Genomic DNA, 18248 nt, shown 5'->3' on the forward strand with positions numbered 1-18248 from the left:
ATTATGACTATCTCAATAATTGTAATACTGTCTGAGGAGCCTGGTTTGCCTGAGCCAGCATAGCTGTTGCTGCCTGCTGCAATATGTTCTGCTTAGTGAATTCCATCATTTCCTTAGCCATGTCTACGTCTCTTATTCTGCTTTCTGCAGCTGATAAGTTTTCTGAAGTATTATCCACGTTTTTGATAGTATGCTCTAATCTGTTCTGAACAGCACCTAGCTTGGATCTTTCAGCTGAAACTAATTTTATTGCAGAATCAACGTCAGATATCTTGGCAGTGATTGTAGTAGCAGTTCCACCTGAAACTGCAGCAGCGATACCGCTAACTCCTATTGCAGATGCATCCATATTCCCTATATTAAAGGAAATAAATTGTCCGCTGTTTGCTCCAACTTGAAGGTTTATCTGTGAAGTAGCAAAGCTTCCGGCAAGCAATGTCTTTTTATTGAATTCAGTCTTTTCTGTAATAGCAGTTATTTCTTCTTCTAATTGAGCCAATTCTTCATTGATTCTAACTCTTTCTTCATCAGTGTTTGTATCGTTAGCAGCCTGAACAACAAGTTCTCTCATTCTCTGAAGCATTACATGGGTCTCTGTCAATGCGCCTTCTGCTGTCTGAATCAAGGAAATACCGTCCTGGGCATTTCTTGAAGCCATATTTAGACCTCTGATCTGTGATCTCATTTTCTCGGATATTGCCAAACCTGCTGCATCGTCACCGGCTCTGTTGATTCTGAAGCCAGATGATAATTTTTCTATGGATTTTGCACCTGCTGTATTATTGATGCCTAATTGTCTGTGAGTGTTCATTGCCATCAGATTGTTGTTAATTCTCATTCATTTTTCCTCCTTGAATTATGTTTTTTTATCCGGAATCCTTTCCGGAATTTATTTGCAAAGACTCCATCCCCTAATCCGTGGGCCCTACTTCATAGAAAATATTATCTTTTGCTTTCTTAATTTATATATCGGATATTGGTTTATGAAACTTTAGGCCTTAAATAAAAAATTTGTAGTTTATTTTACTGTTATGTAGAAATTTTTTAGCCACTGGCCGCTAGCTTCTGGCTTCTAGCATTAGGGTATGCCTATTGGGTTGGTTACGGGTTACGAATGCTATGGCATTCCTCTGGGGTCGCGGAACGATTATGAACGTTTCCTACAGCGGACAACCGTAAGGGTTGCCTATGGCCTTTGGGATCTGAGATCCTTCGGGCAGAGCCCTCAGGATGACAAACGTGTCTTTTAGCGATTCCTGTCCTATTTCTTCATAGCCTTTGCCAATGCTTCCAAGTCTACTTTGACAGATGCAGATTCCAGATTTTCTTCTTTTACTTGCGCCAGAAGCTCTTTTCTAAAGATTTTCATATGCTTTGGGGCTTTGATGCCTATCTTGACTTTGTCTTCGGATATCTCTGTTATTATTATTTCAATATCGTCACCAATGACTATGGCCTCATCTTTCTTTCTTGCCAAAACCAGCACTAGACATCCCTCCTAAAGACTTGATGCTTCATGCTGTAATTGTCGTCATTCAACAGCTCCTGAATCCCTATTTTGTTCTTTGTGTTTATAACTATAGGAGCTCTCAGATTGGCCGTCATTTTTTTAAAGTCCTCCGGAATATTCAGTATGGCTAATGTTAAGACATCTTCCGGGCTTTTGAGTTCCAGCTTTTCTACAGTCTCATCACTGATGTCAAAGCTATAGTCTCCTACTATCATAGCAGGAGGCAGTGTGATAAAGCATAGGCCTTCTTCCTCAGTTGATTGCAAAAATGTAAAGTCTGTATCATCGTCATTAAGAATTATGTATTTTTTTTGTTCCGGGAAGCCTGGAATTCCCTCTACAAAGCTGATTATTTGATCTTCGTCTATATTTACTTCGCCAAAAAATCTGGTTTTGACTTTCAATTTGGAGGCCTCCTATCAGGGCCATAGGCGAATGAGTGCCTTTTGAACCCAGTTTTATAATTCAATTCTACATTTTTCAACCAATTTTTACAATAGGAATTTTATAAATAGGTGATAGAACTCAGGATTCAGAGCTCAGGGTGAATGTATTCCTCTAGGGTCGCGGAACGCATAGAATGCGTTCCCTACAAAGCGAGACTTTCAGTGGTTTGCGTCTCCCTTACCTGATAAAATCAACCAGAGAAAGGCTTATTATCTTAGAGCCTACCGAGAGAGCAGCATTATATACATTTTCCTGCATTTGAAGCTTTATTATGGTTTCTGCCATGTCGATGTCTTCATTTTTGGATAGCAGGCCCCTCAGGTTTACATTGTCATCCTCTATCCTATTAAGTGTCAGCTCCAATCTATTGGCTTTTACACCCATCTCTGCTCTCACAGAGTTAAGGTTTCCTATATGAGCGTCCAGCCTTGCAAGATTTTTGCTGATTCCATCAGAATTGTTTGTATTCAAATCTTCAATCAGTTTATCAAGCATCCCTAATAATTGGGTGGCACCTCCGGATTCTACCCTGTCTCCTATAAGGAGCCCTTCTTTTTCCGTAGTAAATCCTAGGGAAGCCATCAATGCAACATTAGTAACAGGAGTGCCCCCATATACCAAATCAAAAGGAGAATCCGAGTTGAATTTTATGCTTCCATCTACGCCGGTAACGGTCACGTATCCTTTAAGGTCATTAAGAGCAGGGTCAGTATTAATTTGATGCTGAATATCTTTTATCAAATCATCAAATGTATTGCCGGGTGTATTGTCATAGGTTTTTGAAGTCAAGTTTATTGTATAATTATTACCGCCATATTTTATATAAAGCTTATTATCTGGAGATGCAGGTATTGTGATATCGCCGTAAACCAAGTCTAGTTTGCCGCCTTCTATGGCATAGGCAGCTTTAGCCCCTTTTAAACCGCTGGTGGCATCTTCAAATCCCAGTTTGTTAAAATTTGCAGCATCTAATTTAAAATTCTTATCCGCTGAAATAGCAAATTGCCCATCTTTCATGCTCAACTTCACATGTCCTGCCAAGCCGGAAGTCTCCGCCAATTTCTTATTAAAATCATATATGAATTCTTTATCTTCTGCAGCAGTGTAAGCTCTATCCATAGTGATCGTATATTTATTGTCTCCATAATAAATCACGAAGCTGTCGCCTGCTGCAGTTCCGCTGAAGCCGCCTTCGGCTTTCAGCAAATACTCTGTAGAACCATGAAATATTTCCCGGTCAATATCGTCAATATCCGACACTACAACCTTTGATAAATCAGCGTTTTTGCCCTTTTCAATGCCCATGATATCCTTGACATCCATGGTAGTACCGGTTGTGTCTATATTAAAATTTCTTGCTCCTTTGAATACTACGATTCCATCTTCCAGTTCTGCTTTTACCAGGCCCTTCAACGGAGTGGCATCAATTTTTTCATTTAAGTCCTTTACAAATCTTAGACCGTCTATAGAGTTATAGGTTCCATTATCCATAGATATTGTAACCGACCCTGGCGGTGTAGTCTCATATGTGATAACCAGATCATTATTGGTTCCATCGAGAGTTACGCCTTTAAATTCACCGACGCCCTTCAAAACATATTCATCATAGGTGGTGGTGGCCATGCTGCCAAAGATTTTCTGGCCAAGAGTATTCATACCTATCCTATCGCTTATTCCTACATTGACTTCGATGGTTTCCCCGGCTCTCAGTATACCTCCGTCCAAATCATAGGTGCCGTCCTTATTGAGAAGGGGCTTGTCGGTTTTAAAGCCTGAGAAGAGATAGCTGCCGGCATAAGCAGTATTGCCGATGCCTATCAATTGCTCCTTTAATTCTTTTATCTCGTCTGCAATCTTTTTTCTATCATCAGGAGAATAGGTGCCTGTATTGGAGCCCTGGACTGTCAATTCCCTTATCCTCTGCATGACAGATATTATGTTATTGACGGCCTGCTCACTGCTCTGCAGCCAGGAGTCGCTGTCCTCAGCATTTCTCTTGTATTGCTGCATATTTAGTATTTCAGTGGACAAGCGAAGGCTTCTGGTGACACCTATAGGGTCATCAGAGGGCCTGAGAAATTTCTTTTGGGAAGAAAGCATCTGCTGAGACTTGTCCATTTTAGTATAGTTTTTATATAGATTCCTTAACAGGTTATTAACCATCATACTATTCGTAACTCGCATTTCATCACCTCTTTGTATTTCTATGGGGTTAGTACGGAATACATGCACTCTGAGTTCTTCATCCTGAGTTCTATCTTCCTACAAGCCCAAGCCTATTGATGGTGGTGTCCAAAATGGCATCCAGAGTGGTTATGGCTCTTGCTGCCGCATTATAAGCTTGGCTGAATTTCACCATGTTTCCCATTTCTTCGTCCATCAGGACTCCGGAAGCGGATATTCTCCTGTTATCCGTATCGGTGATGAGGATCTCCGAATTGATCGCCATTCTTCCTGCCTGCTGCGAATCCACAGCCAGTGAGGAAAGCAGGGCTTTGATAAAGTCATCCGGGGTACCTGTGGTAGAGCTGAACATATCCGCTTTGTCCTTAAGCTTTATTAATTCCTTCAGATTATCATTATTGCTTTCTCCTCCTATGTCAGAGGAAGCCGCTATCAAATCCGGATTCACAAGCAAAGCTCCTGTTACTCCGAAATTAGTGCAATTGATTTTGCTGTAATCTCCCTCAGGTACATTAAAGAAATCAACGCCGGCCTCACCATTAAAGTCAATACCCTTGCGATGCACCTCATTTATCTTGCTTGAAAAGTCCCTGGCAAACTCATTGAGTTTATCGAGATAATAGACCAAACCTCTATAGTTCAAGCCTTGCCCGTTGCCATCCCTAATATCCAACAGGCCCTTCAATTCACCGCCTCTTATGCTCACCTTCTGACTCTCCAGGCCCTTCCAGACCACTTGAGCCATCTTGCCTGCACCCAGCTCGGTTATGCCTGCCACATCTTCCTCGACATAGGCTAGTTCATCGTAATTTGTATGATCGACTAAGGTTATACCGCCTATTTTTATGCTCATGTATTCATTTTTGTTGCTGTCTTTCCTTGTGCTTACATCTATATCGATTATCTTGGAAAGCTTGTCTAACAGCACATTTCTCTGATCTCTCAAGTCATTGGCCTGAGAATCTCCCAGCTCCATGTTGAATATATTATTGTTCAACACCGATATTTGATAGGCCAGAGAGTTTATCTCGTCGACTTTGGTTTTCACTTCTTCATTGGTCTCTCTTATGGCGCTTATTATTTCATTTCCGTTTCTGTTTATGGATTTGGCCAAAATATTGGCATTTTCCACAACAGCTACACGCCTGGTGGAATCGCCGGATTTTTTGGAAAGCTCATCCAAGGCTATAAAAAATTCATCAATAACCTTTCTTATGCCTGTCTCGGTGGGTTCGTTAAAGATAGATTCCATATTCTCCAGATTCTGCTGCTTTATCTTCCATTCTCCTACGGCTCTGTTCTGGTTCCAATACTTCTTATCCAAATATTCATTTCTGATCCTTAATATATTGTAGGTATCTACCCCGGTGCCTATGACACCTTTAGGGTCTCCCCAAAGAGGCATGGAGGCTTTCTGCATCAATACCTGCCTTGAGTAGCCTTCCGTATTGACATTGGCGATATTATGGCCTATCACATCCAAAGCCCGGCGACTGGCAAATAGACCGCTATTCACTATATTTAAGCTTCCGAATGTAGTTCTCATACACTTTATACCTACCTTCCGACTATTCCAAGTCTGTTTACTATGATTTCAAGCATCTCATCCATTACATTGACCATTCTGGCGGATGCGTTATAGGAGTGTTCAAACTTTATGAGATTGCCCATTTCCTCATCCATGGAGACGCCCATCATGGCTCCTTTTTTATTTTCCAGTTCTTTCACCATAGAACTTTGAGCCTCAGCATTGATGGCGGCTTCCATACCGGCTTTGCCAAGATCCAATATAATATTCCTGTAGTATTCATCAAAATTATATTTGCCGCCTGCCGAATCATAAGCTTCTTCTCCGAAAACCTTGCCGCTGCGCAGTTCCAAAATTTTTAGTGCTATCTTATTGTCCTCCGCATTATATGGAGGCGGAGTTATTGCCGCTGCGATATTGTCATATTCATTTAGCTCCGGGTTAAAGGCGATATTTGACATATCTATGACATCACTGTCAGGATCTCCTCCGTTTATAAAAAACTTTCTCTGAATCTCATCTCTCACTCCATAACCGGAAATGTGAATCTTGTTTATCTCTGCAGCCAGGCCTTTTATCATTTCATCCAATCTGGTACGGAATTTATCCACCAGCTCATCCCTTGTATCAAAGAGGGCCTTTATCTTGCCCCCTCCTATTGATGCAGCCTGATTGTCCCCTTCCCAGACAAGCTTGACCAGACCGTCTTTCGAGGGATCCGGCACTGCCTTAAGCTGCTCCGTGATTCCGTAGTCCACCACAGCCCTGCCCTCTATCAATATGGTAACTGATTTGCTGCCGCTGACTTGTATATTGGCCAATGTTGAAAGCTCATCAATGAGGAGGTTTCTCTCATCCCGAAAATCATTGGCAATAGCCCCGTTGGCTTCAACCTTCTGCACCAGCCCATTGAGCTCTGCTACCCTCTTTGTTATTTGATTTATCCTGTCTACATTCTCTACGATTTCTCTATCTTTATCAGCTCTATAATCCTTAAGCAACTGATCTGTGTTTTTGATAGACTCTACCAGAGCTATTGCGCTTTCTTTTACCAGAGCTCTGGAAGTAAGCCTGCCGGTTGGCTTAGACAGCTGATCCCATGCATTCCAAAAATTATTCATGGCAGATTGTATGCCTTCATCGGAAAAATCATTGAAAATGCCTTCCATATCCTCTATGCCGCTTTGCTTGGCTGTCCAATAACCCAGCTCCTTATTGATCCTTCTTATTTTATTATCTAAAAATTCATCCCTGTATTGCATTATGAGCACTGCGTCTACTCCGGTGCCTTTCCCCATCTTCACCCCGGCTCTGGTCCATCCTATATTCTGGGGACTGGAGGATGCATGGATGACGCTTTGCCTCGAATATCCTATCGTATTGACATTGCTTATATTATGACCGGTAACATCCAGAGATCTCTGCTGTGCAAACAAACCGGATACTGCAATACTCAAACCGCCGAATGAACTCATGAAAATACCCCCTATATTTTGGCATCAAAGAGCCTTACATTATTATCCTTGCTTTCTTCCGGTTTCCCTTCGTATATAACGTTTTGACCCTCCATTGAGTCTGAAATGAGGTTTATGGAGAAATTTATAAATTCAAGAGACTGCTCTATAAGCTCACCGTTTAAATCATTGATTTCCTTCAGCTTGTTTAGCGTGCTTCCTATTGAATCTGCGACCTTCTTTAGACTGGTGCAGCGCTTGTCCTTTACCTCATTGCATATGTAGCTTATGGTCAAGTTCTCCCGGCTGCAGCCCAGCTCCCTAGCCAAAGCCTCTGCGGTACTGTCTCTTTCATTCTCCAACTTTCCTATTTCAAGTATGAGATTCCCTTCCAGCTTAATAAAGTTGTCAAGTTCATTCACTTTGCCCTCTATTATCGCATCTTTTTTTTCCATGGATAGGGATAAAAGCTTCTCATATATATTTCTTTGATTTTCCAGGCACTGTATTATCTTATCTAAATTATCCATGACCATAGCACCTCAACATTATATCTTTTTATCAAACTTGCCCGATATCATCTTTTCTGCAATATCCTTGCCGTCTATGTCGTACAGGCCCTTATCCATCTTCTCTTTTATGGCGTTGACCTTATCCTCCCGTATATCCGGGATCTGATCTATGGCTTTCATGCCTTTATTAACAATTTGATAGTCTATTGCCTTCTGAGAAATGGTCAATTCATCCTTCCTGCCGTTTAAGGGAAATACCTCTTGGGTTTCATTTTTCCTTTCCACAGAAAAGCTCTTGTATATTTTGTTTATACCCGGAATTTTGTCTATATTAAATCCCATAATATCACCTCATCTACATCTTCTACTCATATTATCTATCGGTATATAGACCTATATAGTTTATAGGGCAATAAAAAAAAGAAGGCTAAGTTCTTCTACCTGCCTTCTCTCCTTCTGATAACATGCATTTTTTCTTTTCCTGAAGTCTTGATATAATCATGCCTTTTTTGACTTATGCCGAACTCTTTCTTCATCTGATAGGTAATATTGTTTTTGCATTCCTCGCAGAACCTTCCTGATCTGATAGGCCTGCCACAGGACTCACATTCCAAAATCAAGTTGCTGTTATCCGAGTTTATTTCCAGTCTTTCGTCTCTAAGAAATCTCATTATTTTTTCTACCGATACTCCCGTAGCATCAGATACCTCAGGTATTATAGCGCCCGGGTTGTCGTAGAGGTACTCCTTGACAAGCTTAAACTCATCTTCATCTTCTTCCAGGCATTTTTTGCATATGGGACTATAGGTATATGCAAAAATCTTGCCGCATCTTATACAATTTCTTAATTCTGCCATTGACCCACCCTCCAAATCTAAGTATTTGTTCCAGCCGCTGCAGTCAAAACATAAATCTGCTTTGCCCCCGAGGACAAAAGTATTTTGCTGCATTCATGCACAGTGCTGCCCGTGGTATATATATCATCTATCAGCAAAATCTTCATGTTCTTTACATTATATAACATATTTAGAGAAAATGCATCATTTACATTTAACCTTCTCTCCAGCTTGTCCAGACCATATTGCTCTTTTGTTTCCCTATTTCTTATAAGGCAATCACCCATGGGAATGCCCAAAAGCTTTGAAAGATGCTCTCCTATGACTGCAGCCTGGTTGAAGCCTCTCTTGTGCAGCTTAGCTTGAAAAATAGGCACCGGCACGATCATATCGGCATCCAGGCTTTCAGCATATATCACATCTGCCATATACCTGGCCAATATTTTAGCTATATCCAGCCTGCCTTCATATTTAAATGCATGAATCAGCTCTCTGCCGGTTCCTCTGTAATAAAAGCAGGAATAGGCAGAATGAAAAGAGTAACTTCTTTCCATACAGTCCGGGCATATATTCTTACTATAATTATCGGCTAAACCCTTTCCGCACTTTAAACATTTTCTTTCATGTATGAACTCTATGGAAGCGCTGCAGATATTGCAGAGTGCTTTCGGAGTTTTGACCCCGCACAATATGCATCTATTCTTGGGAGGATATAGAAGCTTCATTATGTTCATTCAAGTTTCCAAGCCTTTGGAGCCTGTACTCCAGGCCTGAGTACCTCCTTGTAACATAATTGTTTTTTACCATGGAATAAATACACCTTTCCTGCCCTACCAAAACCACCATCTGCTTTGCTCTTGTCAAGGCAGTATATAGAAGGTTTCTGGTCAGCAGCATCGGAGGTCCTGATGTGACAGGCATAACCAATACAGGAAATTCCGATCCCTGGCTTTTATGTACTGTCACTGCATAGGAAAGCTCCAGTTCATCCAGATCCGAGCCTTCATACTTCACTACTCTCTCGCCGTCATATATGACCTCAATGGTTTGTTCCTCATTATCCACCTTGGATATTATACCCATATCTCCGTTGAAGACCCCTTCTCCCTCATAATCGGGGTCTGACAGGCTCTGCCATTTCATCTTGTAGTTATTGCGGATCTGCATTACCTTATCCCCTTGACGAAAGATCACATCCCTGAACTGTCTTTCAGTCTTGCTGAAATGCGGTGGATTCAACACTTTCTGCAGCTCAGTATTGAGATTTATCACTCCGCAGATCCCTTTTTTCATAGGAGATAGTATTTGTATGCCTTCATGGCTGTTATACCCCGAATATTTGGGCAGCCTCTCCTTGCAAAGCGCCTTTATCTTTTCCAGGATTTCCGCCTGGTTTTCCTCTCTGATGAAGAAAAAGTCCTTATCCTTTATATTGAGAATAGGCGGTTCTCCCTTGTTTATCCTGTGGGCATTGACGACGATCATGCTCTCCTGGGCTTGTCTGAATATTTCATCCAGTCTTACCACGGAAACAGCCTTGCTGTCTATGATATCCTTGAGCACGCAGCCGGGGCCTACCGAAGGCAATTGATCCACATCACCCACCAAGATGAGCCTGGTGCCTTCACATATAGCCTTGAGCAGGCTGTTCATCAGCAATATATCGACCATGGAAACCTCATCCACTATGATGGCATCCGCCTCTAAGGGAGAGTCTTCATTTTTCTGAAAAATCATATCCTCATCCTTGTCGCCGAAGCCATATTCCAAAAGCCTATGTATGGTGCGGGAATCCCTGCCCGCAGCCTCCTGCATCCTCTTTGCTGCCCTTCCTGTAGGCGCACAAAGCAGGACGTCAAGACCCATCCTCTCGAAAAGTCTTATTATGGTCTTTATGGTTGTGGTTTTCCCCGTTCCGGGGCCTCCGGTGATCACCAGCAAGCCTTTTGTTGCAGCTTGCTGAACCGCTTCTCTTTGATTTGCCGCCAGGGCAATGCCGTCCTCTGCTTCCAGCTTTCTTATTTCATTATCTATATCAAATTGCACTGTAGAAATAGGAAATTGAGCCAAGGTGAGGAGCCTCCTCACTATTCCTACCTCTGCCTTGTGAAAAGCTATAGAGTATACAGCCTTTACATCGTCCAGATCTTCTACTACTATCTTTCTGTCTATAAAAAGGCTGATCAATATATTTTCAATCACTTCTTCCCTCACATTGAGAAGTTCGGCGGAAGTCTTGATGAGCAGCTTCTGGGGAACATAGCTATGACCGTTATTGTGGAATTGATTCAACACATACCTAGTGCCGGAAGCTATCCTGTATTCGGAATCAAGGGGTATTCCCATTGTGAGAGCTATCCTGTCCGCCATTTTGAAGCCTATCCCGAATACGTCCTCGGCCAGGTTATACGGGTTCTCCCTTATGACCTTGATCGTATCGGCCCCATAGGTCTTATATATCCTCACCGCATAAGCGGGGCTTATCTTGTAGCCTTCTAGGAAAAGCATTATGTCCTTGAGCTCCCTCTGCTCGATGAATGCATCATATATCTTCTGTGCTTTTTTATCTCCTATGCCCTCTATCTCTGTAAGCTTTTGCGGATTGTACTGGATTATATCCAGAGTATCCAGGCCGAACCTTTCCACCAGCTTTTTAGCGGTAGCCGGCCCTATACCCGGTATAAGTCCCGAACACAAATATCTCTCTATCCCATTTAAGGTAGCAGGGGTCACCACATGATAGGCCTCCATCTTGAACTGCTTTCCATAGTCCGGATGCTCCACCCATGCTCCTGCAACCCTTATAGTCTCCCCAATATTCAAATAGGGGAAGTACCCCACTACAGTGGTTTCTTCACCCTCATCACAAATCTCAATCACTGAGTATCCGTTCACTTCATTTCTGAAAACTACTTCATTTATCATGCCTTGAACTTCATCCATGCTAAAACCCTCGATCTTAATTTCTCATTCCTAATTCCTCATTTTTCATTATACCCCATTTTCATAGTCCTTCAAACTATTTTTAAGGGTGAGTATCTCTCTGGCCAGAATTAGAATGTCCGCCTTTGTAGCCGGCTTATCCATGTTGGAATACATTTTCTCCAATACCTCCGGATATGGGCCGCATCCTTTTTCATTTCTATAATGCTCCAGAACCAGCTTTGCATTTTTTATATGCTTGTTTACCGTACCGATACTGCATAGGGCCTCCAGCTTTCTCCCGCATCTAAGGCGTATTTGCGTCCTGTTTCTATCCTTGTGCTCCTTTACCTCCGCGATCGAGCCAAGATCCAGATATCCCATAGCACAATCGCTTCTGAACTCAGGAGTTCGAACCTTCAGCTGCAAAAATATCTTATTGCCGTTTATAGGCAAGGGTATACAATTCACACTCTCTATAATCTGTCCGTACTTCTTCCTCAAGCTTCCGTAGTCTATCGAATAAAATTTGCACAGATTAGACCTGAATGCCCGCATGGTCATGGATATCATATGGTCCTCCCCTTCGGACACCACGACTTTGGTCACTTCTCCCACATCCTTTAAATATTCCGGGGTGAATGCACAAATATCATATTGTTGAAAAAAATCCAAATTCACATAAGCCACCTCCTCATCGGATAAATTCCACTATTTTCTTAAAGTATAACCGAACATATGTTCGATGTCAACTGTATAATGTACCCTTGAGTAAAGTGACCTCATTCGTCTGCAAAGCGATATCCTACTCCTACCTTAGTAATGATAAAACGGGGCTGTGCCGAATCCTTCTCTATCTTTCTCCGGAGGCTTGCCATGAAAACCCTGATAGATTGCGGATCTCCGGCCTCTCCATATCCCCAGACTTCTTTTGAAATATAATTGTGGGTAAGAACTTTGCCCCGGTTTGCGATCAACAGCGAAAGCAGCTTAAATTCTATAGGCGTAAGATGTACCTCCGAACCGTCAGCAAATACCCGTCCTTTTTCAAAATTCACAGTGAGATAATCGCAGATAAATTCTTCAGACTGTACAGGGATCATTTCCCTCTTAGCTTTTCTTTCAACAACGCGTATCCTGGCTAAAAGCTCTCCCATATGAAAAGGCTTTGTTATATAATCATCCGCCCCTGCATCAAGAGCTGTTATCTTTTCATGCTCCTGACCCCGGGCCGAAATTATCATAATAGGTGTATCCGAGTCTTTCCTTATCTCCCTTATGACATCTATACCATCTATATCGGGAAGACCAAGATCAAGCAAGATGAGATCCGGATTATTGGAATGAAACAATGAAATTCCGCTTCTGCCTGTGCCTGCTGTAACGAATGCATATCCATAGGCTTTAAGCGACATGGATATGAAATTGACTATATATTTATCATCCTCAATAAGAAGTATGCTAAAGCTATTTTCCATTTTCATCATCACCTGCTTTCATCGGAAGGCTAAATCGGAACAGAGCCCCGCCATCAGCCGGAGTCTCAGCCGATATCCTACCCCCATGGGCATCAACAATAGCTTTGCAGATGGCCAGGCCCAATCCTATTCCACGGGTTGAATCCGCTGATTTGCCTGAGGAAGCCTTAACGAAACCGTCAAACAAACTGTCTTTGATGCTGTAGTCAATACCTGGTCCATTGTCCTGCACTTCAAACACAGTATTATCATTTTCAGTATATACCCTCAATGTTATATTTGTCTTATCGCCTGTATGCTTTACAGCATTGTCAAGAAGATTTGTAAGAACCTGTGCTATGAGCGTTCCATCCATAGGGAGCGAAATCAAATTGTCCGGCAGGTATACTGTCAACCTATCCCTAAACGCCGGCCCGGGAATATGGGAGAGGGCTTCATTGATCACATCATCTACCACTTCCATGCTTTTGTTGATGGCAAGCTTTCCTTCGTCAATGCGCGTCATATTGAGAATGTTTTCAACAAGCTGCGTAAGCCAAAGGGCCTCTTCATTTATATCTCCCGCCAGCTTTCTCACCGACTCGGAATCCAGGTCCGCACTGTCTTCGGAAAGGAGGCCGCTTGCTCCCACAATAGCGGTTAATGGTGTTCGAAGATCATGGGAAATAGCGCGGAGCAGATTGCTCTTTATGTGCTCTCTTTCCATTGCTACTTTTATATTTTCCCGCTCCCTGTATATAAATTCTCTGTCAAGTATGAGAGCAAGTTGCGAGGTTATGCTTTTAGCTATATGCCTGCCGTCGGTAGTAAGCTGTGAACCGTCTCCATATATTCTCATCACGCCTAAATTCTTGCCGGAGCTTATTATGGGCAACTCCTGAAAATCCGCAAGAGGAGCTGATTGTTCCTGCTCGTTAAGCTGCAAGCTGCTGAAAATCTGCTCCTTTCCTTTGATAATTACAGAGCAGCGGCATCCCGTGTATTTGTGAGCATATGACAGAGCAAGCTCTATGGCATTTTTTTCTCCCGTTACATTCAGAAAGCCTTCGTTGACCTCAAATAAAAGCTTTGTCATGCGCTCGCTTTTACGCGCTGCCTCTGCTTGTTTTTGAAATCTTGAAGTCAATGAGCCCGCTATGAGCGCTACGCTGAAAAAAAAGAACAAGAGTATCACATCGCCGGAATTGTTCATCCTCAGAGTTTTTAGCGGCGGCGTAAAGAAAAAGTTGAAGAGCAGCACACTAAAAAATGCCGCTGTCATACTATAAATATATCCATTGGTCAAAACGGTCACTGCAAGGACTCCAACGAGAAAGACCATTAATGCGTTTTCCTTGTTGATCCCCAATTTTCCGATCAATATGGATACACCCGTAGCAAAGGCGGTGATCACGACTACATATGCCATTTGTTTGACAAAGGATACTGCTCTTATTTTCCCCATAAACTTATCCACCTTTAGAAAAGTGTTGAATTAGCTCGTCATATTACCATTATATCACAGTTTCCCTATATCCTTTTTGTGAACTTAAATACGTCTTCCTTCCTGCCGAAAACTATCAAATGTTCTTCATGTGTAAAAACATGATCCGGCTTAGGAAGGGGCCTGATGTTATCTCCAATCTTTGTCGCAAGGATGGATATGTGATGTTTGGTTCTCACGGCCACCTGTTCTATGGTCTTGTTTATCCATGAATCCATGGGTGTGATTTCAAATACCGAATACTCCGGTGTCAGTTCGATATAATCGAAGACATTTCTTGCGTTATACCTTACCGCTGCCTTTTCAGCCATCTCTTTCTCCGGATATATGACCTCATCGGCTCCGCTGCGCATGAGAAATTTTGCATGTATATCCCGGCTGGCTTTCGCTATTATCTTCTGAGCGCCCAGTTCCTTCAGCAAAAGCGTGATTTCCAGGGATGACTGAAAATTATTTCCTACCGCAACGATGCATATGTCAAAGTTGCCGACACCTATCGAACGTAAAACCGGCTCTTTAGTACAATCCCCTATCTGGGCACTGGTTACCTTGGGCAATATCTCGTTGATCTTTTCTTCAGAAATATCGACGGCCATGACCTCGTTGCCAAGCTCTTCAAATTTCATTGCTATATGTTGTCCAAAACGACCCATACCTATTACCAATACAGATTTCATTTTTTCTTCACCCTATCATTATTTTTTCACACGGATACTCCACCGGAATATTTTCAGGCGTTTTCGTAAAGGCCAAAGCAATAGACAATACTCCAACGCGCCCGAAGTACATCAATAAAGCTATCTGCAGCTTTGATGCAGCACTCAGAGCCGGTGTTATACCCGTAGTCAGGCCTACGGTACTCATTGCAGAAAACACCTCAAAGAGCAGCTGCTCCATGGTAAAATCCTGCAGCATGCTTAGTATTAGCGTAGCTGACATGGCTACGGCAAGATACGTAAGAAATACCGCACACGCCCGCCTTAGAGCGTTTCCTTCCAGCTTCCGCTCATATGCCCGTAAGAAATCCCTTCCCTTTATAACTGAGATAGCCGACATAATAAGCACTGCAAGCGTCGTAGTCTTGATACCTCCGGCTGTAGAGCCGGATGATCCTCCGATCATCATGAGGATTATGGTCAACAGCAGCGTACCGCTTCGGAGCGAAGCTATATCCACAGTATTAAACCCTGCCGTTCTGGGCGTAACGGATTGAAAGACTGATGCTATGACAGCCTGGAGAGTATCCATCTCTTTGAGAGCATAACCTCTCTCCATCAGGAAGAACAATATGGACGGAACTATTATCAAAGCGGCAGTGGTGGTAAGAACGATCTTTGTATGAAGCTGATAGCTGTGGAAAGACAATTTATGCTTATGGATATCTTCCCAAACAAAAAATCCTATGCCGCCGATTACGATAAGGGACATGATGACCAGATTGACCAAAATATCTCCGGAGTATCTGGTCAAGGATGAAAACTGTCCGAACCTCCCCATGAGATCAAAACCGGCATTGCAAAAAGCTGAAACCGAGTGAAAAATTCCATAGTATATACCCTGCCAAAGCCCCATTTCAGGACAGAATCGAAGGGCTAGGAGTATAGCACCGATGCTTTCACAAAGAAGCGTTCCGATGAGCACATGCCGGGTAAGCCTTACGATTCCTCCGAGATACATGGAGCTCACTGCTTCCTTCATCAGTTCACGCTCCTTCAGGCCTATTTTTCTGCGCAGGAACATGGATATGAGAGTCGCCATGCTCATAAATCCCAGGCCGCCTGTCTGGATCAGCAAAAGTATGACTGCCTGCCCAAAAAATGACCAGTGGGTGTAGGTATCATAAACGACCAGCCCTGTAACACAGGTTGCCGATGCTGCCGTAAACAACGAATCGATAAACGGCGTATAATTGCCTGTCCGCGAAGCTGCAGGCAGACTCAGGAGAACAGCGCCCGTCAAGATTATGAGCATAAATCCTACAGCAATGATTTGTATATATGAAAGATACCATTTTTTCATATTAGATTAACCCTTCTATCAACATCTGATTTAATTATCGAGACAATACATTCCGGAGAGAAATGCTCCGGCTGCAATATAGCAATATTGAGCATATCAAAAAGTTTTTTGTTTCCCGGATCGTTGCAAACAGCTCCGGCATATACTTTTTCATTCCTTTTCTTCGCCATTGACGAAACCATCAAGTTTTCCAAATCGCTTTCAGAAAAAGCAAAAATATATGCAAAATTTCTTTCATCTAAGATTTCACTCACCTCGGTAATAAAAACTATATTCAAATTTTCACCATTTTTATAGGACCAGACAGGTGCATGTGCCTCACCGCCTATATAAACTACTGCATCAGCATCAGCCGGCTGCATGCAAGCTTCAGTAGGTTCTTTTGCAAAGCCCCCCGAAGCAATAAAGCAGTCCAGCTTGCCCATCATAATAAAGCCCAATATCCCAATGTATAAAAAACAAATAATCCAAAGAGCCGCATCCATCAACATCACCTTCCAGGCAGCTATCCGATAGAAATAAGTGTAGCACGCATGGTATAAATTTTGTATTAAGATTGGCACTTGCAGTATAAAGATAGTATAAGGAAACAAATTGAACGGGGCCGGCACTTCTTTTACCTTAGAAATACCGGCCCCTTATTTGCTTCTAATCCAGCTTTGATGCTATTACTCTGGATAATTCGTTTATGGAGCTGGTGAGGTTTTCCATTTTGCCCTCTATCCTTATCAGGAGATAGATGGATACTGCTATAGGAAAACCTACATTTGCCACTCCGTTAAATATCTCTTCCACGATATCTCCCTCCTGCTCTATTTCATATCCATCTCTTGAATAGTGGTATCAACTATTCTTGCTCCCTGGATTGCAATCAGGCTTCCAGCCTCAGTTGCAAACACATCTTTGGCTATTATGCCCTCCATTGCCGTCTTTACAGCTTCCGGAGTAAGATTGTCGTCTGCATTGTCCACGCTTATCCTCATGGTCTTTCCTGCAGCATCCTTAAATGTCATTTCAAGCTTCTTTGCCATGCTTTACACCTCCCTTCAATCATTGTCACTTATTGTGCTAAGCCTCTACCAGTTCAGAATCCTCAGCCTTGCCTATGCTGAATATTTCTTTGGTCTGAAGCCCCGCTATGATCCCTGCGGCATCATAGATGTCCTGGTCTGCGGCTTCAGGCTTTACCTTGTTGTAAGTCTTTGAGATGTATGCCTGCTTGCCGTCTTTGACCTCGCCCAGATATTTTATCTGGAGCTTCACATTTTTTACGATTGCGTTTACTGCCATTCATATCACCTCCCTTCTGATATATAAGTAACTCTAAGGAAGGTGATTTTCCAAAAAAAAATAAACCGCCTCCAAAAGAGACGGCAATGCGGTCATAAGTCTTTCATCGTCTTGGGATAATTGCTCCGGCCATCCGCAATATGGTAAACAAATACGGTATCACCAAGCAACCTGTAAATACAAAGGTAATGCCCGCATATGAGCATCCGATAATTCTGCATTTTCAGCAATTTATCCCTGCAGTTCACGCTGGGCGGGCGCAAGTATATGGAGCTTATACCTTTGTGCATCCATAGATTTCGTCCAAACGCTGACGTGATTCATTCAGTGTAAAGGCCGGTCCCCCGGCAAGGCGCGATTGTTCTGCCAATTCCAGTTTCGCCCGCAGCCGGATTAACTCCTCCCGCTTTTCAAAAGCTTCTATGCTCATAACTACAAGGTCGCCTTCGCCATTTTTCGTGATATATATGGGCTCCTGCTCCTTATGGGCAAGCTCGGAGATGCTGCCGTAGTCATTTCGCAAAGTGGTTGAAGATTTGATAATCAAAAAGTCCACCTCCTCAAAGGAATTATTCTACCATTATT

21 protein-coding genes are annotated in these 18248 nt (G+C 42.6%); all 21 read right to left on the minus strand.

Features of this window, described 5'->3' with window-relative positions; translation table 11 throughout:
- Nucleotides 1–7: 7 nt before the first annotated feature.
- The 21 genes from hag to AC4HCY_RS19245 all read right to left on the minus strand — a co-directional run bounded on the left by hag (nt 8) and on the right by AC4HCY_RS19245 (nt 18210).
- Nucleotides 8–838 carry a flagellin Hag gene (hag, locus tag AC4HCY_RS19145; protein ID WP_323432867.1) on the minus strand — a complete coding sequence of 277 codons (831 nt, stop codon included), beginning with the start codon at nt 836–838 and terminating at the stop codon, nt 8–10.
- Nucleotides 839–1261: 423 nt separating this feature from the next.
- Nucleotides 1262–1486, minus strand: coding sequence for a carbon storage regulator CsrA (csrA, locus tag AC4HCY_RS19150; RefSeq protein WP_255226114.1), 225 nt, complete (start codon nt 1484–1486; stop codon nt 1262–1264).
- Entirely contained in the window at nt 1486–1914 is a 429-nt protein-coding gene (gene fliW / locus AC4HCY_RS19155; protein WP_491094916.1) for a flagellar assembly protein FliW, read from the minus strand. Before fliW ends, csrA begins: the two co-directional genes overlap by 1 nt.
- A 220-nt stretch (nt 1915–2134) precedes the next feature.
- Nucleotides 2135–4141, minus strand: a complete 2007-nt coding sequence (flgL, locus tag AC4HCY_RS19160) for a flagellar hook-associated protein FlgL (RefSeq protein ID WP_491094917.1) — start codon at nt 4139–4141, stop codon at nt 2135–2137.
- Nucleotides 4142–4211: 70 nt separating this feature from the next.
- Complete coding sequence (gene flgK, locus AC4HCY_RS19165; RefSeq protein WP_491094918.1) at nt 4212–5687, minus strand: flagellar hook-associated protein FlgK; 1476 nt, start codon at nt 5685–5687, stop codon at nt 4212–4214.
- 11 nt (nt 5688–5698) lie between these two features.
- Nucleotides 5699–7144 carry a flagellar hook-associated protein FlgK gene (gene flgK, locus AC4HCY_RS19170; RefSeq protein ID WP_491094919.1) on the minus strand — a complete coding sequence of 482 codons (1446 nt, stop codon included), beginning with the start codon at nt 7142–7144 and terminating at the stop codon, nt 5699–5701.
- Between the two features lie 11 nt (nt 7145–7155).
- Nucleotides 7156–7653: a flagellar protein FlgN gene (locus tag AC4HCY_RS19175; protein ID WP_323432862.1), complete on the minus strand. Its 498-nt coding sequence runs from the start codon at nt 7651–7653 to the stop codon at nt 7156–7158.
- Between the two features lie 18 nt (nt 7654–7671).
- Nucleotides 7672–7977, minus strand: a complete 306-nt coding sequence (locus AC4HCY_RS19180) for a flagellar biosynthesis anti-sigma factor FlgM (RefSeq protein ID WP_323432861.1) — start codon at nt 7975–7977, stop codon at nt 7672–7674.
- Nucleotides 7978–8072: 95 nt separating this feature from the next.
- Nucleotides 8073–8492: a TIGR03826 family flagellar region protein gene (locus AC4HCY_RS19185; RefSeq protein WP_491094920.1), complete on the minus strand. Its 420-nt coding sequence runs from the start codon at nt 8490–8492 to the stop codon at nt 8073–8075.
- A gap of 17 nt (nt 8493–8509) precedes the next feature.
- Nucleotides 8510–9205 (minus strand): ComF family protein, encoded by a 696-nt coding sequence (locus AC4HCY_RS19190; RefSeq protein ID WP_323432859.1) that lies wholly within the window; start codon nt 9203–9205, stop codon nt 8510–8512.
- On the minus strand, nt 9168–11414 hold the full coding sequence (gene recD2 / locus AC4HCY_RS19195) for an SF1B family DNA helicase RecD2 (RefSeq protein ID WP_323432858.1): 2247 nt from the start codon (nt 11412–11414) through the stop codon (nt 9168–9170). The genes AC4HCY_RS19190 and recD2 overlap by 38 nt, the downstream gene beginning before the upstream one ends.
- 48 nt (nt 11415–11462) lie before the next feature.
- The gene (locus AC4HCY_RS19200) at nt 11463–12074 is read right to left on the minus strand and encodes a hypothetical protein (protein ID WP_323432857.1); all 612 of its coding nucleotides are present in this window, start codon (nt 12072–12074) and stop codon (nt 11463–11465) included.
- A 101-nt stretch (nt 12075–12175) separates the two neighbouring features.
- Nucleotides 12176–12871, minus strand: a complete 696-nt coding sequence (locus AC4HCY_RS19205) for a response regulator transcription factor (RefSeq protein WP_323432856.1) — start codon at nt 12869–12871, stop codon at nt 12176–12178.
- Nucleotides 12861–14315: a sensor histidine kinase gene (locus AC4HCY_RS19210; protein WP_491094921.1), complete on the minus strand. Its 1455-nt coding sequence runs from the start codon at nt 14313–14315 to the stop codon at nt 12861–12863. The genes AC4HCY_RS19205 and AC4HCY_RS19210 overlap by 11 nt, the downstream gene beginning before the upstream one ends.
- Nucleotides 14316–14380: 65 nt before the next feature.
- On the minus strand, nt 14381–15031 hold the full coding sequence (locus AC4HCY_RS19215; RefSeq protein WP_323432854.1) for a potassium channel family protein: 651 nt from the start codon (nt 15029–15031) through the stop codon (nt 14381–14383).
- A gap of 7 nt (nt 15032–15038) precedes the next feature.
- Nucleotides 15039–16373 (minus strand): TrkH family potassium uptake protein, encoded by a 1335-nt coding sequence (locus AC4HCY_RS19220; protein ID WP_323432853.1) that lies wholly within the window; start codon nt 16371–16373, stop codon nt 15039–15041.
- The gene (locus AC4HCY_RS19225; RefSeq protein WP_323432852.1) at nt 16370–16858 is read right to left on the minus strand and encodes a hypothetical protein; all 489 of its coding nucleotides are present in this window, start codon (nt 16856–16858) and stop codon (nt 16370–16372) included. The genes AC4HCY_RS19220 and AC4HCY_RS19225 overlap by 4 nt, the downstream gene beginning before the upstream one ends.
- Before the next feature lie 163 nt (nt 16859–17021).
- Entirely contained in the window at nt 17022–17168 is a 147-nt protein-coding gene (locus AC4HCY_RS19230; RefSeq protein ID WP_323432851.1) for a YvrJ family protein, read from the minus strand.
- A gap of 17 nt (nt 17169–17185) precedes the next feature.
- Nucleotides 17186–17404 carry a DUF2922 domain-containing protein gene (locus AC4HCY_RS19235; protein ID WP_323432850.1) on the minus strand — a complete coding sequence of 73 codons (219 nt, stop codon included), beginning with the start codon at nt 17402–17404 and terminating at the stop codon, nt 17186–17188.
- Nucleotides 17405–17441: 37 nt separating this feature from the next.
- The gene (locus AC4HCY_RS19240; RefSeq protein WP_491094922.1) at nt 17442–17663 is read right to left on the minus strand and encodes a DUF1659 domain-containing protein; all 222 of its coding nucleotides are present in this window, start codon (nt 17661–17663) and stop codon (nt 17442–17444) included.
- 274 nt (nt 17664–17937) lie between these two features.
- Nucleotides 17938–18210: a type II toxin-antitoxin system Phd/YefM family antitoxin gene (locus tag AC4HCY_RS19245; protein ID WP_491094923.1), complete on the minus strand. Its 273-nt coding sequence runs from the start codon at nt 18208–18210 to the stop codon at nt 17938–17940.
- Nucleotides 18211–18248: the final 38 nt, after the last annotated feature.

The organism is Lutispora sp. QWL-02 (assembly GCF_058315355.1).

What these genes read in the sequence shown, in the direction of transcription:
- hag (WP_323432867.1), bottom strand. Translation starts at nt 838, where the DNA reads ATGAGAATTAACAACAATCTGATGGCAATGAACACTCACAGACAATTA.
- flgL (WP_491094917.1), bottom strand. Translation starts at nt 4,141, where the DNA reads ATGCGAGTTACGAATAGTATGATGGTTAATAACCTGTTAAGGAATCTA.
- flgK (WP_491094918.1), bottom strand. Translation starts at nt 5,687, where the DNA reads ATGAGAACTACATTCGGAAGCTTAAATATAGTGAATAGCGGTCTATTT.
- flgK (WP_491094919.1), bottom strand. Translation starts at nt 7,144, where the DNA reads ATGAGTTCATTCGGCGGTTTGAGTATTGCAGTATCCGGTTTGTTTGCA.
- AC4HCY_RS19175 (WP_323432862.1), bottom strand. Translation starts at nt 7,653, where the DNA reads ATGGATAATTTAGATAAGATAATACAGTGCCTGGAAAATCAAAGAAAT.
- AC4HCY_RS19180 (WP_323432861.1), bottom strand. Translation starts at nt 7,977, where the DNA reads ATGGGATTTAATATAGACAAAATTCCGGGTATAAACAAAATATACAAG.
- AC4HCY_RS19185 (WP_491094920.1), bottom strand. Translation starts at nt 8,492, where the DNA reads ATGGCAGAATTAAGAAATTGTATAAGATGCGGCAAGATTTTTGCATAT.
- AC4HCY_RS19190 (WP_323432859.1), bottom strand. Translation starts at nt 9,205, where the DNA reads ATGAACATAATGAAGCTTCTATATCCTCCCAAGAATAGATGCATATTG.
- recD2 (WP_323432858.1), bottom strand. Translation starts at nt 11,414, where the DNA reads ATGGATGAAGTTCAAGGCATGATAAATGAAGTAGTTTTCAGAAATGAA.
- AC4HCY_RS19205 (WP_323432856.1), bottom strand. Translation starts at nt 12,871, where the DNA reads ATGGAAAATAGCTTTAGCATACTTCTTATTGAGGATGATAAATATATA.
- AC4HCY_RS19210 (WP_491094921.1), bottom strand. Translation starts at nt 14,315, where the DNA reads ATGGGGAAAATAAGAGCAGTATCCTTTGTCAAACAAATGGCATATGTA.
- AC4HCY_RS19215 (WP_323432854.1), bottom strand. Translation starts at nt 15,031, where the DNA reads ATGAAATCTGTATTGGTAATAGGTATGGGTCGTTTTGGACAACATATA.
- AC4HCY_RS19220 (WP_323432853.1), bottom strand. Translation starts at nt 16,373, where the DNA reads ATGAAAAAATGGTATCTTTCATATATACAAATCATTGCTGTAGGATTT.
- AC4HCY_RS19225 (WP_323432852.1), bottom strand. Translation starts at nt 16,858, where the DNA reads ATGGATGCGGCTCTTTGGATTATTTGTTTTTTATACATTGGGATATTG.
- AC4HCY_RS19235 (WP_323432850.1), bottom strand. Translation starts at nt 17,404, where the DNA reads ATGGCAAAGAAGCTTGAAATGACATTTAAGGATGCTGCAGGAAAGACC.
- AC4HCY_RS19240 (WP_491094922.1), bottom strand. Translation starts at nt 17,663, where the DNA reads ATGGCAGTAAACGCAATCGTAAAAAATGTGAAGCTCCAGATAAAATAT.